The sequence below is a fragment of the Micromonospora okii genome (assembly GCF_020884795.1).
Lineage (GTDB): Bacteria > Actinomycetota > Actinomycetes > Mycobacteriales > Micromonosporaceae > Micromonospora > Micromonospora okii.
In genome coordinates this window covers 179,513-192,802 of sequence record NZ_BBZF01000024.1, presented here as the reverse complement: position 1 = coordinate 192,802, position 13,290 = coordinate 179,513, and the positions used below count along the sequence as shown (strand labels likewise).

The following is a 13,290-nucleotide window of genomic DNA, read 5'->3' as shown; positions in this document are numbered from 1 at the left end:
GCGGAAGTGGCCCGTGAGGCGAAGCGCGGCGCCCGGCGCGAGCTGCTCGCCCGCCGCCACGCGCTGCCCGCCGAGGCCCGCGCGGAGGCGGCGGCGCGCGTCCGGGCCACGCTGACCGACCTGGTACGCCGGCTGCGTCCCGCCCGGATGACCGCGTACGTCCCGGTCGGCTCCGAGCCGGGCGGCCCCGGGCTTCCCGAGGCGCTTCGTGCGGCGCTGCCGCCCGGGGGCGAGCTGCTCCTGCCCGTGCTGCGCGACGATCTGGACCTGGACTGGGCGGCGTACTCGGGGCCGGGCTGTCTGGTGGCGGCCGGGCGCGGGTTGCGGGAGCCGACCGGCCCCCGGCTCGGCCCCTCGGCGGTGGCCGGAGCGCGGCTCGTGCTGGTGCCGGCCTTGGCGGTGGACCGGCGCGGGCGGCGGCTGGGGCGCGGCGGCGGCTCGTACGACCGGGCGCTCGCCCGGGTCGGCGACACCGCCCTGACGGTGGCCCTGCTGCACGACGGTGAGCTGCGCGAACGCCTCCCCGTCGAGCCGCACGACCGCTCGGTCCGCGCGGTGGTGACCCCCGGCGGCGGCCTGCGTACGCTGACGGGCGACTCCGTGGCGGTCCCGGGACTTCCGCTGGACGAACCCGGGTCCGATGACGCACCATTGGCACTCGAATGAGTCGAGTGCCAACCGGCCGTGCCAGATCCGGAGGAGAACGTGCCCACGTACCAGTACGCCTGCACCGCGTGCGGCCACCAGCTCGAGGCGGTGCAGTCCTTCTCAGCCGAGCCGCTGACCGAGTGCCCGGCGTGTGAGGGGCGGCTGCGCAAGGTCTTCAACTCGGTCGGCATCGTCTTCAAGGGCTCGGGCTTCTACCGCACCGACTCCCGCTCCGGCTCGGACCCGGCCAAGAACGGCACGGGCAAGCCGGCGAAGTCCGAGTCGTCCTCCGGTGGCGACTCCGGCTCGTCGAGCGGGTCGGCGGGCGCGTCCTCGGGTTCGTCGTCCAACGGGTCCTCGTCCGGGTCGTCCGGCTCGTCGTCGGGGTCGTCGTCCTCGGGCGGCTCAGCGAAGGCGTCGGCCGCCACCGGCTCCGGCGCTTCCTGACCGGCCACCGGCTCCGCGCCCTTAGCAGATCATCGGGCCCGGTGGGGGTCGTCCACAGCCGGCTCCGTTGTCCACAGGCCCCGCCCCGACGCGGGCGGGGCCGACTGCTTCCCGGCTAGCCTGCTGCTCCCGACGCCGTCGCGGCGCGGGGACGAAGGCGGACGCCCCGACACTCGCCGGGGCGGGGCGGGAGGGCTCCGTGGCGGACACCGGGTCACTACGTCCGGTACGGCGGCCCCGGCTCCCCGGGCGGTCGGCCCTGCTGCGCGCCGCGCTGGTCGCCGCCCTGCTCGGCCTCGCCGCCGCCGTCCTGCACGCCCCGCCTGGCTGCCCACCGCCACCGGCAGCGTCACCCGGCTCGGCCGCAACGCGACCTCCGGGCGGCCCGCCTACCGGCTCCGGCACCGCGCCGTCCGGCACGTCCGCCTCCCACGGGCGGGCGTCCCCTCCCGGCCCCGGGGCACCGCCGTCCGCGCTGCCGCTGCCCGACGGGGCGGTCGGCGTCCCGATCCGACTGGCCGAGCCCGCCGCCCTCGCGGTGGTCCGCCCCGGCGCCCGGGTCGACCTGCTCGCGGTGCCGGCCGGCGGCCCGCCCGGCGGGGCGGGTTTGGTGGCCCCCGGCGCGCTGGTGCTCGACGTCATCGGGGCCGACGCGACGGACGGCTCCTCGGCCCTCTACCTGGCGCTGTCCCCGCCCCAGGCACGCAAGGCCGTCACCCTCCCGGACAACACCCGCTTCGCCATCATGATCCGCAACTGACCCACCCCGGCACCGAACCGCCACCCGCCCTGCCGCGCAGGCGGCCTGCGCAGGGCCTTCGGCCCTGCGCGGAGCCGAGGCCCTGCGCGGAGCCGATCAAGAGGTTTGCGTCGGGGTCCGGCTGGTTTCCCGACGCAAACCTCTTGATCACCTTGTCTGCCGACCGAGGGCGGCCCGGCGGGGCGGTCAGCCCCAGTGCGGGGGGCGCTCGGCGAGCAGCCAGTCGTCGTTGCCGCCGGACGACTCGCCCCAACCCCGGTCGGTGTCGTCGGAGGTCTGCTCGGGCAGCACCACGAAGTCCTCGCTCAGGTCGACGGCGCGGTCGTCGTCGCCGCGTGCCTGCGTCCCCGGGTCGATGCTCACGAGCGGCAAGACTACCCGGGCCCGGCCCGCGTCCGGCCGGCCACGCGCCTGCGGTGTTGGTAGCGTCGGACGGCGTGACGACGCCCAGCGGTGACCGGCCCGAGGACGACTACTGGCGCCGTCCGCCGGAGCACGCCGGCACCGGCGGCGCGCCGGCCGGACCGGTGCCGCCGGGCGGCACCGGCGGCCCGGCCGCCGGGTACGGCGGGCCGCCGGCCGGCACGCCCCCGCTGCCCGGCTGGCGGCCCCCGGTGCACGTGCAACCGGCCCCGCCCCGACGCCTCCCGCCGCAGGACATGGCCGAGCTGGACGCGGCGGAGCAGCGGGCGCAGCGGGTCACCTGGGGCGTCGGCGGGGTCGTCGCCGTGGTGCTGGTCGCCCTGGTCTGCCTGCTCTGCTCCCGCGCGATCTTCTGAGGGCCCCGGGCCTCGGCCGACGTGACGGGCGCGGGCACCGGCCGACGCGGCAGGCGCGGGTGCCGGGCGGCATGACAGGCGCGGGTGCCAGCCGGTCAGAGGATCTGGCCCCAGGCCGCCTCGGCGCCGGAGTCGCCGGTCAGGTAGACGTAGACCAGCGCGGCCGCGCCGAGCGCGATCACCACCACAGTCAGCAGCAGGGGCACCCAGGACGGCAGGCGGGAGACCCGGTCGCCACGGGTGACCAGCAGCAGGAGGATGGTCGCGACCGCCAGGCCGAGGGTGAACCAGAGCAGCCTCCCCCCGTAGTCGGCGTGCGCGCTGATCTGGGCGAGCAGGGACGGGTCGAAGCCCTTCTCCTGGAACGTCTCCTGCAGCGCCTTGCCGGATACGGTCGACACCACCGTGACGATCGGGGTGAGTACCGCGAGGATCGTCACCGCCCAACCCAGCCGGGCACGCCACTTCGGCACCAGCCCGTAGGCGGCGGCGAGCAGCGCCAGCAACGGCACGAACACCACTGTCGCGTGGATAACCAGGACGTGGGTGGGCAGCCCGTTGACATCCCTCAACACCGTCACCTCCGGCGGCGGACGCGGTCCGTCGCGGCGGGCCGGCGTACGACGACGCGGCCCCCAACGACGGTTCTGACGACCGGGTACACGCGCGCTGGTCGGGTCCGGTTCAGCGTTCCGGCAACAATCTGCGGTCGTTTCGCTACGCGGCGGCGACCGCCTTCGGGTCGGTCGGGCTGTGGCGCGGGCCACCCCCGCGCCCAGCTCGCTTGTCCCCTGCTGGGGGCCGTGCTGTCATGGGACGCGTGCCCGGTGGTGAGGAACTGCTCCGGTCGAGGGGCCTGCGGGTCACCCGACCGCGCCTCGCCGTGCTTGGCGTCCTCGCCGAGGGCGGCCACCTGGAGGTGGACGAGATCACCCGCCGGGTGCGCAAGCGCCTCGACTCCGTCTCCACCCAGGCCGTCTACGACGTCCTCGGCGCGCTGTCCCGCGCCGGGCTCTCCCGCCGGCTCGAGCCGGCCGGCAGCCCCGCCCGGTACGAGGCCCGGGCCGGCGACAACCACCACCACGTGGTCTGCCGGGGCTGCGGTGAGATCGCCGACATCGACTGCGCGGTGGGCGCGGCGCCCTGCCTCGACCCGAACACCGCCCACGGCTTCGAGGTGGACGAGGCCGAGGTGACCTTCTGGGGCCTCTGCCCGACCTGCCAGCGACGCCGCACCGCCGACGTCTGACCCGCCCGGCCACGTCCGCTCCCGCCCCGGCGACTTCCGGCCCGTCCGGACCGGCGTGGCACCCTTGGTCGGGTGGACTCCGATGACCTCGGCCTGTTCGGTCCCGGATCGGTGACGTGGAAGGTGCACGAGGAGCCGATCCTGATCGTCGCGGGCCTGCGCTCGCTCTACCTCCAGGCGCTGCACCCCCGGGCCATGGCCGGGGTGGCGCGGAACAGCAGCTACCGCACGGACGCGTGGGGCCGGCTCGTACGCACCTCCACCTACGTCGCCACCGTCATCTACGGCACCACCGCCGAGGCGGAGGCCGCCGGGGCGCGGCTGCGCCGGCTGCACGGCCGGCTGCGGGCCACCGACCCGTTCACCGGGGAGGAGTTCCGCATCGACGACCCGGAGCTGCTGCGCTGGGTGCACGTCACCGAGGTGGAGTCCTTCCTCGGCACCGCCCGCCGGGCCGGCCTCCCGCTGACCGACGCCGAGGTCGACGGCTACTACACCGAGCAGCGCCGGGCGGCGGCCCTGGTCGGGCTGGACCCGGCCGACGTGCCGGGCACGGCGGCCGAGGTGGCGGAGTACTACCGGCGCATCCGGCCGGAGCTGCGGATCACCCGGCAGGCCGCGGAGACGGCTCTCTTCCTCGCCGCGCCGCCCCTGCCGTGGAAGCTCAGCCTCCCGGCCCGCATCGGCGTCAACCTCGGCCCGCCCCGCCTGGCCTACCTCGGCGTCGCCGGCACCGCGTTCGCGCTGCTGCCACCCTGGGCCCGGCGGATGTACGGCGGGCTGGGGCTGCCGACCACCGAACTGTCGGCCGACGTGACCGTCCGCGCCCTGCGGCTCGGCCTGGCGGCCCTGCCGCGCCGCTGGCGGGAGGGCCCGCTCCAGCAGGCCGCGAAGGCCCGGGCGGCGCGCCTCGCCGCCGGCCTGGCCGACCCCGCCTAGACCCCGGGCCAGCCCTGGCGCGGCTCGCCGCCGACCCCGCCCAGCCCTCGGTTCAGCCCAGGCGCGGCTCGCCACCGGCCCCGCCCAGCCCTCGGTTCAGCCCAGGCGCGGCTCGCCACCGGCCCCGCCCAGCTCGGGTCAGCCCTCGGCGGGGCGGCGGTCCATCGCCGCCCACGGCTCCTTGCCCGGCACCTGCGCGCCGGTGGGGCAGGTGCGGCGGTAGTCGCACCAGCCGCAGCGCGGCCCGGCGGTGGTCGGGAACGCCTCGTCGGGGTCGACGCCGTCGGCGACGGCCTGCTCGGCGGCCATGATGTCCCGGGCGGTCTCCTCCGCGCGGGTGACCTGCCGGGCCAGCGACTCGGCGGTGTGCTCGTGCGCGGCGACCGTGCCGGTGGGCAGGTGGTGCAGCTCCACCCGACGGCACGGCCGGCGGAACACCCGCTCGGCGGCGTACGCGTAGAGGGCCAGCGCCTGCGAGCCGCGCGCGTCGTCGGCGCCCAGTCCGGTGCGGCCGGTCTTGTAGTCCACGATGACCAGCTCGGGGCCGGACGCGCCGGGGCGGGAGTCGATCCGGTCGGCGCGGCCGTTGAAGGCCAGCACCGCCGTCTTGACCGCCACCACCCGCTCGACGCCGACCGGCTCGGCCTCTGGCTCCAGCGTGCCGACGTAGGACTCCAGCCAGGCCAGTGCCCGCCCGTAGGCGTCGCGCTCCTGCTCGTCGTCGCGGTACCCCTCGCGCACCCAGGTGCCCTTGAGTAGCCGGGCCAGAGCCTCGGGGCGACGGCGGTCGGCGGGCAGCGCGTACCAGTTCTTCAGCGCGTTGTGGACGCTGGCGCCGAGCGAGTTGTGGGCCCACGGCGGGCCCTTCGGCGGCGTCGGCCGGTCGACGTAGGAGTAGCGGTAGCGACGGGGGCAGTCCGCGTACGCGCCGAGCTTGCTGGGGGTGCAGACGAACAGCCGCTGCGGCATGCCGTCGAAGCCGAGCTGCTCGGGCTGGCCGGCGCGGGCGCGCGGGGGCCGGCCGCGCCCGACGGATCGGCCTTGCTCGGCGGATCGGCCTTGCTCGGCGGATCGGCCGCGCCCGGAGGAAGGCCCGGAGGAGGAGGCTGGTCGCACCCGACTGATCCTGCCACCCGTGTACGACAGCGGTCGGCGGGGCGGGGCCCGCTCAGGCCATGTCGATGTACTGCGTCACGAAGGCGGCGATGGCGTCGGCAATGAGCTGCACCGCGATGGCGGCGAGCAGCAGGCCGGCGATGCGGGTGAGCACCTCGATCCCGCCGGGACGCAGGATCTTGACGATCCCGCCGGAGAAGCGCAGCACGATCCAGACGGTGAGCATCACCGCCAGGATGGCCGCCGCGATCGCCCCGTAGTCGACGGCCCGGTCGGCCTGCTGGACGAAGAGCATGGTGGCCACGATCGCGCCCGGGCCGGCCAGCAGCGGGGTGCCCAGCGGCACCAGGGCGATGTTGGAGGTGGCCTGCTGGGCGGGGTCGTCGGCCTTGCCGGTCAGCAGCTCCAGGGCGACGAGCACCAGCAGCAGCCCGCCGGCGGCCTGGAGCGCCGGCAGGTCCACGTGCAGGTAGTCGAGCAGGGTCTGCCCGGCCACCGCGAAGATCACGATCACCCCGAGCGCCAGCGCCACCGCCTGCCAGGCGGCGCGGTTGCGGTCGCGGGCCGGCAGCGGTCCGGTCAGCGCGAGGAAGATCGGCATCATGCCCGGCGGGTCGACGATGACCAGCAGGGTCACGAAGACCTCGACAAAGAGCTTGAGATCCACCCGGACACGGTAGCCGCGCGGGCGGAGACGATCAGGTCGAAGCGACCGGGGTCACCCCGCCGGCCTCGGCGACGATCCGCGCGTACGCCTCCGGGGCGGTGGTGAACGCGCCCAGCCGGACGGTCTTGTGGGTGCCGTGGAAGTCAGACGAGCCGGTGACGAAGAGACCCAGCCGGGCGGCGAGGGCCCGCACGTGCTCCCGCTCGGCCGGGGAGTGGTCCTCGTGGTCGGCCTCCAGCCCGGCCAGCCCGGCCGCCGCCAGCTCGACGATCAGCTCGTCGGGCACGATCGGACCCCGGCGGCTGGCCCTCGGGTGGGCGAAGACGGGCACGCCGCCGGCCGCCCGGACCAGCCGGACCGCCCGGAACACGTCGATGTCGGCCTTGGGCAGCCGGTACCGCTGGCCCAGCCAGTCCGGCCCGAACGCCTCGGTGGTGGTGGCCACCAGCCCGGCCCGGATCAGCGCCTGGGCGATGTGCGGCCGGCCGACCGTCCCCCCGGCCGCCGCAGCGAGGATCTCCGGCCAGCTCAGGTCGACCCCGTCGGCGCGCAGCAGCTCGACGATCCGCTCCCCGCGCACCTCGCGGGCCGCCCGCACCCGGGCCAGCTCCGCCGAAAGCTCCGGCTCCTCGGGGTCGAAGAGGTACGCGAGCAGGTGCAGCGCCACCGGCGGCTGCGCGTCGTACCAACGGCAGGAGATCTCCGCGCCCCGGACCAGGGTGAGCCCCGGGGGCAGCGCCGCCACGGCGGGCGCCCAGCCGGCGGTGCTGTCGTGGTCGGTGATGGCCAGCACGTCCAGCCCGGCGTCGGCCGCGGCCCGGACCAGCTCCGCCGGGGTGAGGGTGCCGTCGCTGGCCGTCGAGTGGGCGTGCAGGTCGATGCGGGCGTCGGCGGTCACGGGGCACGGGGTCATCGTCCGAAGCTACCCGCCGCCACGCGCGGCCCGCCGCCGGCCGTCCGCCACGCGCGGGCTGTCGCCGGCCGTCCGCCAGACGGGGCAGGGCTGTGGCGGCTCGCGGCGGGGATCACCGGGCCGGGTCGGTGACGACCACCGGCCGCCGCCCGGCCGCCTCGACTCCGGCCACCGGCTCGGCGGCCCGGTTCCCGGCGAGCACCCGGTCGACGGAGAACGAGACCAGCCGGTCCCGCGCGTCGACGTACCAGGCGGTCCCCGCCGGCGTCCAGGACACCGCGCCGGTCAGCGCGGGGCCGGCGGGCCGGGCCACCGGCGTCCCGGCGAGGGTGGTCAGGTCGACCAGGAGCGCCCCGGTGGCGCCCGACGCCGCTCTACGGCCGTTGAGCAGCAGCCAGTGGCCGTCGCCGGAGACCCCGCCGGCCCCGTCGCTGTCAAGGGCGGGCCCGCAGGCGGTACGGGTGGGCGTCAGCCCCCGGGCGGGGTCGAGCAGCGCCAGGCAGGGTCGTCGGGGCGTACCGGCGTCGACCAGGCCGACCAGCCGACCGTCCGGCAGCGCCCCGTGGACGGCGAGGACGTCGCGCCAGGGGTCGACGGGGAGGACACCCGTGGCGGGCCGCCAGAGCGCGTACCCGGGACCTCCCGGCTCCCGGCGCACCAGGACGGCGTCCCCGGCGAAGCCGGCCGGCACGGCCGCGCCCGGGGCCGGCGTGCTGGTGACCGCGACGATCTGGTCGCCGACGATCCCGGCGACGGAGAGGCGGTCGCCGGCGCGCCAGGCGACCCGGTCACCGGCGGGGGCCACGGCGATCGCCTCGGCGCCCGCGAGCAGCACCCGGGTGGAGCCGCCCGGACGTACGGCGAGCAGGGCCCGCCCCGCCACCGTGGGCTCGCCCACGACCAGCCAGCCGGCCCGGTCGGGCAGACGCTGGGCCCGGTCGGCCGCGACCAGCCCGAGGGGAATGGCCGCAGCCCCGGTGGGGTGCAGGGCACCGCCGAGGACCAGGTCGACCGTGACGCCGTCCGGCACCCGATCGGGGGCCGACGGCGGGCTCGGCACCGGCTCGGGGGCCGGCCGGGCGGAGGAGCCGCGCGGGTCGCCGAGCACCACGGTCGGCGTGGTGTGGTGCCCCGCCTGCCCGGCGAGCTGCGTCACACCGGCGCCGGCCAGCACGGTGGCCAGCCCGGCGAGGGCCGTGCCGGCGAGGGCGCGGCGGCGGCGCGCCCGGACGGCCCGACGGATGGCCAGGCCGGCCGGGTCGGCGGCGAACGGCCGGGGCATGGCGACCTGCCGGGCGAAGGTCTCCCGGACGGCGCGCTCCAGCTCGTCCGTCGTCATGCTTGTGGAACGCCCGGAGGTGGCGTGTCGGTTGTCGGGCCGTCGCACGCCGCTCACCTCCCCTCCGCGCCGGTGTAGGCGGCCGGCACCGCCGTGACCGGCCAAGCGGCGGCGTCGCCCGGCGGCGCGGCGGCCCCGGGAAGCGCGACCTCCGGGGGACGCGGGGCCTCCGGGGGACGCGGGGCCCGGGGCGGCGCGGTGTCGGTCGGGCCGGTGCCGGGCGCGGCAGCGGCCGGGACGGGCCGGCGCGGCGTGCGGCCGACGGACATGGTCGCCGCGCCCCTGTCGGCTCCGGCCGACGTGCGGCCGGCGGGCCGGGTCGCCGTGGGCGGCGCGGCCGGCAGGTCGAGGGCCGCCTGCTCCCCGAGCCGCCGCCGCAGGGTGGCCAGGGCCCGGGAGGTCTGGCTCTTCACCGTGCCCGGGGAGATCTCCAGCAAGGCGGCCGTCTGCGCCTCCGACATGTCCTCGTAGAAGCGCAGCACCAGCACCGCCCGCTGCCGGCTGGGCAGCGCCCGGAGGTGACGCCAGAGCAGGTCCCGGTCGAGCTGCTGCTCGATCTCGTCGGCCCCGGCCCGCTCCGGCAGCACGGCGGTCGGCCGCTCACCGTGCCAGCGCCGCCGCCACCAGCTCGTCGAGGTGTTGACCATGACCCGGCGGGCGTACGGCTCGATCGCCTCGATGCCGCCGAGCCGCTTCCAGGCCAGGTACGTCTTGGTCAGCGCCGTCTGGAGCAGGTCCTCGGCCGTGGCCCAGTCCCCCGCGAGCAGGTACGCGGTGCGCAGCAGGGCACCGGAGCGCGCCGCGACGAACTCCCGGAACTCCTCCTCCAGCGGGTCCCTGCCGACCACCGCCCACCTCCCCCGCCCCCGTGTCTGCTGGCAGGCTGCCACGGCGGTACGGCGCGGGTCGACGGCGAAAGGTGCGCTGTTTCCCCGATGTTCGGACGAGAGGCTTCACGCCCCGTCGTCGGCCTTGGCCTCGTCCGCCTCCTTGCCCAACCGCGCCTCGACCGCCTGCGGCTCGTACATCTCCTCGACGACGCGCAGGTAGAGCTCGTTCGGGTTGGGAAGGTTCTTGATCTCACGGAGCGCCTGGTCCTGGCCGGCGGACTCCAGCACGAACGTGCCGTAGTTGAGCGCGCGACCGGCGGGGCTCTGCTCGTACTTCATGTCGGTGACCCGGGCCAGCGGCATCATCGCCACCTTCCGGGTGACGATGCCGGTGACCACCATGACCCGCTTGTTGGTCAGGATGAACCGGTCGTACCACCAGTCCGCGACCTTCCAGGCGACCCAGCCCATCACCGCGAACCAGAGCAGCACCGCGACGGTGGTCAGGGCGCTGACGTCCCGCCCGGCGAGGAAGCCGGAGAGGTAGCCGAGGATGAAGGTGGCGGCGATGCCCACGATGATCGGGGTGGTGAGGTGGATCCAGTGCCGCTTCCACTCGCCCCGGTACCGCTCCGTGGGGAAGAGGTAGCGCGCCACCAGCGAACTGGGCTCGTCCTCCAGGGGAAGGACGCGCCGGGGGCCACTCGGCATGCCGGAGGCGTCGACCCGCAGGCCGGCCAGTTCCTCCTCGGAGATCTGCGGAGGCTGGTAGCTGGCCTCGGGGTCACGCACCCAGGCGCGCCCGGAGCGGCCCTCGCCCGCGAACGGGCCGTCGCCGTAGCCGACATCGTCCGAAAAGGGCGGACCGTCGGAGAAACCCGTCCCCCGCCCGGGGCCCGGTGGATCGTCGGGCCCGATGCGGGGAATCGGCTCCGTGTCTCGATCCCGGCGCTCCCGGTCAGGGTCGTCGGGGTCGAAGGGTGGACCGGAGGGGCTTCCCATCGGCGGCTAGGCGATGAGACTCGTGAAGAAGTCGCCAAACCCCTGGGCGATGTCCATGATGCCGCCACCGATCGACTTGAAGACGTCTGCGGCCGAGCTCGGCCGATACGCAACAAAGAAGATCAAGAATGCGATACCGGCCCAGGTGAGGACCTTCTTGACCATGGCGGGCCCATCCTCTCGCGCGGCGCCGGGTCCATTTACCGCAGCGGCACCCAGAGTATCAGTTAGGTGTCCTACAGTGAATCTCTGCGTCCGTTCTCCGACAGAACGGGAGACTGCCCGGGGCGTGGTGGCCCCGTCAAGCCTTCCCGTGCAGGTACGGAGACGGTGCGCCGTACACGAGCTCGGTAGGCGTCCACTCTGTGAGGTCGTGCAACTCCACGTCCTCGGCGAGCAGATGCCCCGCACTCGCTGGCCAGGCTATCGCATGAAGCCACAATCCCCGAGCCTCTCCGGCGTACGCACTTCGATCTGTCGGGGAACTCACGAGCCACAGTGGAGTCGGGTGCCCGGCCACCCGGATCCTGGCCTGCCCGACATGCTCGGGATGCCCGGGGCCGGGGTCGTCCAGCGCCTCGGCGAGTTCGGGGCCCGGGTCGGGGCCCGCCGTCCCGGCGAACCGGGTGCCCAGGCCGACGCCCGGCTCCTCGGCCACGAAGATCAGGTCGGCGGGGCCGCCGCCGAAGGGCTCGGGCCCGGCGCAGGCCACGACGGTGGCCCGCACGCCGCCGCGCTCGTCCCCGGCGTACGCCACCCCGGTGAGCGTCCAGCCGGGCGGCAGCGGCCAGGGGCACCAGACCGGCGTCGCCGGCGCCGCCTCGGGCGCGGCGGCGGCGACCCGGCCCACCACGCTGGCCACGATCTCCGCCCCGATGTGCTCGGGGACGTGCAGCGGGGGTACCGGCCCGCAGCGGGAGCACCGCCACTCGGCGTGCATCAGGTCCGGTTCCCGCACGGATCCACCACATCTGGGGCAACTCACCGCGACGCTCACGTCTTCCACCGTCACCCCGCAGCCGTGCGGCGTCAAGCGGAGCGGGCGAGACACCGCGAAATCGCCGACCCGGCGCGATTCCGCCGCCGCCGGGATCGCTCCATGTCGGCGACATGGCGCGGTCCCGCCCCCGAGGACACCGCCACGTCGCCGACACGATGACGCAAGCGCCCGGGGCGGCGGGGCCCGGTGCGGGCGGGGAGCGTCAGGCGGGCGGGGGCCCCGCGTGGGCGCGGATCCAGGCGTGCATCGCGATCCCGCTCGCCACCCCGGCGTTGATCGAGCGGGTGGAGCCGTACTGCGCGATCGAGAAGAGCTGGTCGCAGGCGGCCCGGGCGGCGTCCGACAGGCCCGGCCCCTCCTGGCCGAAGAGCAGCACGCAGCGGCGCGGCAGGGTGGTGGTCTCCAGCGGGTGGGAGCCGGGCAGGTTGTCGATGCCGACCACCGGCAGCTCCCCCGCCACCGCCCAGGCGGCGAACTCCTCGATGGTCTCGTGGTGCCGGACGTGCTGGTACCGGTCGGTCACCATCGCGCCCCGGCGGTTCCACCGCCGTCGCCCGACGATGTGCACCTCGGCGGCCAGGAAGGCGTTGGCGTTGCGGACCACCGTGCCGATGTTGAGGTCGTGCTGCCAGTTCTCGATGGCCACGTGGAAGTCGTGCCGCCGCCGGTCGAGGTCGGCCACCACGGCCTCGCGCCGCCAGTACCGGTACCGGTCCACGACGTTGCGCCGGTCGCCCTCGGCGAGCAGTTCCGGGTCGTACCGCGGATCGTCCGGGAGGTCGCCGGGCCACGGCCCCACGCCGACCTCGATCTGGTCACCGGTCACGGTCTGCAGAGGGTACGGCCCGCGCGGTCGCGCCGGCCGGCCGGGTGAGGCGGATCAGCCCAGGTCGAGCGCCGCGCCGAGCCGGTCGAGGAAGCGCCGGTCGGCCGGCGCCACGGGCGCGTCCGCCGGGGCCGGGGCCCCCTCGGGGGTGACCCGGCAGACCCGGGCCGCCACCGACTGCACCCACTGCCGGTACGCGGCCGAGTCGGCCGGGTCCGCCCGGCGGCGCAGCACCCGGACCGCGGCCCGGCAGGCGGCCAGCAGGTCGACGAGGTCGACGGCCGGGGCGCTCGTCCCGTCGAGCCGGGAGCTGACCTCGTCGCGCCCGGAGTGGGCCCCGTCGTGCCCGGAGCAGGCGTCCTCGTGCCCCGAGCAGGCCCCGTCGTGTCGGGAGTAGATGGCGGCGACCACGGCGCGGACCAGGTCGCTGTCGGAGGCGCGGCCGGCGGCCACGGCGTCCACGCCGGCGAGCCCGGCCGCGACGCCCCGCGTCGGGTGGCTCGTCGCGGGCCTCGTGGGATCGGCCGTGGCGGACCGCATGGGGTCGGTCGTGGCGGGCCGGGCAGCGGCCACGAGGACGCGGCCGGGGAGGCCGGTCAGCAGGTCCCACTCGGCGGCGGAGTAGGCGGCGGTGGTCAGGGGCGCGGCGCGGCGGCCGGCCGGGTGCGGCCCCCCGGCGACGGAGCGGCTCATGGCTACCTCCGGCGTCAGCATATGGGCCCCGTAGGGCGCACCGGGCCCCTTCCCCGGGGAACGTCGCCGCGGCCTCGCCCCC

Annotated in this window: 18 protein-coding genes; 6 read left to right on the top strand and 12 right to left on the bottom strand. The window is 76.3% G+C overall.

Annotated features, from left to right (window positions below):
• Positions 1 to 6: 6 nt before the first annotated feature.
• From LPU43_RS24040 to LPU43_RS24030, 3 genes are all read left to right on the top strand, one after another.
• The gene (locus tag LPU43_RS24040; RefSeq protein ID WP_229402781.1) at positions 7 to 666 is read left to right on the top strand and encodes a 5-formyltetrahydrofolate cyclo-ligase; all 660 of its coding nucleotides are present in this window, start codon (positions 7 to 9) and stop codon (positions 664 to 666) included.
• Between the two features lie 18 nt (positions 667 to 684).
• Entirely contained in the window at positions 685 to 1,095 is a 411-nt protein-coding gene (locus tag LPU43_RS24035; protein ID WP_229402780.1) for an FmdB family zinc ribbon protein, read from the top strand.
• A gap of 199 nt (positions 1,096 to 1,294) precedes the next feature.
• Positions 1,295 to 1,855, top strand: a complete 561-nt coding sequence (locus LPU43_RS24030; protein WP_229402779.1) for a flagellar biosynthesis protein FlgA — start codon at positions 1,295 to 1,297, stop codon at positions 1,853 to 1,855.
• A gap of 186 nt (positions 1,856 to 2,041) precedes the next feature.
• Here the strand turns inward: LPU43_RS24030 and LPU43_RS24025 are convergent, their stop codons facing one another.
• Positions 2,042 to 2,227 carry a hypothetical protein gene (locus LPU43_RS24025; protein ID WP_229402778.1) on the bottom strand — a complete coding sequence of 62 codons (186 nt, stop codon included), beginning with the start codon at positions 2,225 to 2,227 and terminating at the stop codon, positions 2,042 to 2,044.
• Positions 2,228 to 2,292: 65 nt separating this feature from the next.
• On the opposite strand from LPU43_RS24025, the gene LPU43_RS24020 reads away from it, so the two are divergent.
• A complete protein-coding gene (locus LPU43_RS24020) occupies positions 2,293 to 2,634 on the top strand; it encodes a hypothetical protein (RefSeq protein WP_229402777.1) in 342 nt (113 codons plus the stop codon).
• A 95-nt stretch (positions 2,635 to 2,729) separates the two neighbouring features.
• Here the strand turns inward: LPU43_RS24020 and LPU43_RS24015 are convergent, their stop codons facing one another.
• Entirely contained in the window at positions 2,730 to 3,209 is a 480-nt protein-coding gene (locus LPU43_RS24015) for a DUF2231 domain-containing protein (protein ID WP_229402776.1), read from the bottom strand.
• A gap of 245 nt (positions 3,210 to 3,454) precedes the next feature.
• On the opposite strand from LPU43_RS24015, the gene LPU43_RS24010 reads away from it, so the two are divergent.
• Positions 3,455 to 3,883: a Fur family transcriptional regulator gene (locus LPU43_RS24010; RefSeq protein ID WP_229402775.1), complete on the top strand. Its 429-nt coding sequence runs from the start codon at positions 3,455 to 3,457 to the stop codon at positions 3,881 to 3,883.
• Between the two features lie 72 nt (positions 3,884 to 3,955).
• A complete protein-coding gene (locus tag LPU43_RS24005) occupies positions 3,956 to 4,822 on the top strand; it encodes an oxygenase MpaB family protein (protein ID WP_229402774.1) in 867 nt (288 codons plus the stop codon).
• Positions 4,823 to 4,960: 138 nt separating this feature from the next.
• Here the strand turns inward: LPU43_RS24005 and LPU43_RS24000 are convergent, their stop codons facing one another.
• The 10 genes from LPU43_RS24000 to LPU43_RS23955 form a co-directional block, all read right to left on the bottom strand.
• Positions 4,961 to 5,791 (bottom strand): RecB family exonuclease, encoded by an 831-nt coding sequence (locus tag LPU43_RS24000; RefSeq protein WP_229402773.1) that lies wholly within the window; start codon positions 5,789 to 5,791, stop codon positions 4,961 to 4,963.
• 199 nt (positions 5,792 to 5,990) lie between these two features.
• Positions 5,991 to 6,605 (bottom strand): MarC family protein, encoded by a 615-nt coding sequence (locus LPU43_RS23995; RefSeq protein ID WP_229402772.1) that lies wholly within the window; start codon positions 6,603 to 6,605, stop codon positions 5,991 to 5,993.
• A gap of 31 nt (positions 6,606 to 6,636) precedes the next feature.
• Positions 6,637 to 7,518: a PHP domain-containing protein gene (locus tag LPU43_RS23990; protein WP_229402771.1), complete on the bottom strand. Its 882-nt coding sequence runs from the start codon at positions 7,516 to 7,518 to the stop codon at positions 6,637 to 6,639.
• Between the two features lie 112 nt (positions 7,519 to 7,630).
• Positions 7,631 to 8,857, bottom strand: coding sequence for a hypothetical protein (locus LPU43_RS23985; protein ID WP_229402770.1), 1,227 nt, complete (start codon positions 8,855 to 8,857; stop codon positions 7,631 to 7,633).
• A gap of 53 nt (positions 8,858 to 8,910) precedes the next feature.
• Positions 8,911 to 9,705: a SigE family RNA polymerase sigma factor gene (locus LPU43_RS23980; protein ID WP_229402769.1), complete on the bottom strand. Its 795-nt coding sequence runs from the start codon at positions 9,703 to 9,705 to the stop codon at positions 8,911 to 8,913.
• Positions 9,706 to 9,810: 105 nt separating this feature from the next.
• Positions 9,811 to 10,689, bottom strand: coding sequence for a PH domain-containing protein (locus LPU43_RS23975; protein ID WP_229402768.1), 879 nt, complete (start codon positions 10,687 to 10,689; stop codon positions 9,811 to 9,813).
• A 6-nt stretch (positions 10,690 to 10,695) separates the two neighbouring features.
• Positions 10,696 to 10,854, bottom strand: coding sequence for a hypothetical protein (locus tag LPU43_RS23970; protein ID WP_229402767.1), 159 nt, complete (start codon positions 10,852 to 10,854; stop codon positions 10,696 to 10,698).
• Positions 10,855 to 10,990: 136 nt separating this feature from the next.
• Positions 10,991 to 11,674: a DUF6758 family protein gene (locus LPU43_RS23965; protein WP_373321805.1), complete on the bottom strand. Its 684-nt coding sequence runs from the start codon at positions 11,672 to 11,674 to the stop codon at positions 10,991 to 10,993.
• 217 nt (positions 11,675 to 11,891) lie between these two features.
• Positions 11,892 to 12,515: a TrmH family RNA methyltransferase gene (locus LPU43_RS23960; protein ID WP_229402766.1), complete on the bottom strand. Its 624-nt coding sequence runs from the start codon at positions 12,513 to 12,515 to the stop codon at positions 11,892 to 11,894.
• A gap of 54 nt (positions 12,516 to 12,569) precedes the next feature.
• Positions 12,570 to 13,208 (bottom strand): hypothetical protein, encoded by a 639-nt coding sequence (locus LPU43_RS23955; protein ID WP_229402765.1) that lies wholly within the window; start codon positions 13,206 to 13,208, stop codon positions 12,570 to 12,572.
• Between the last annotated feature and the right edge of the window lie 82 nt (positions 13,209 to 13,290).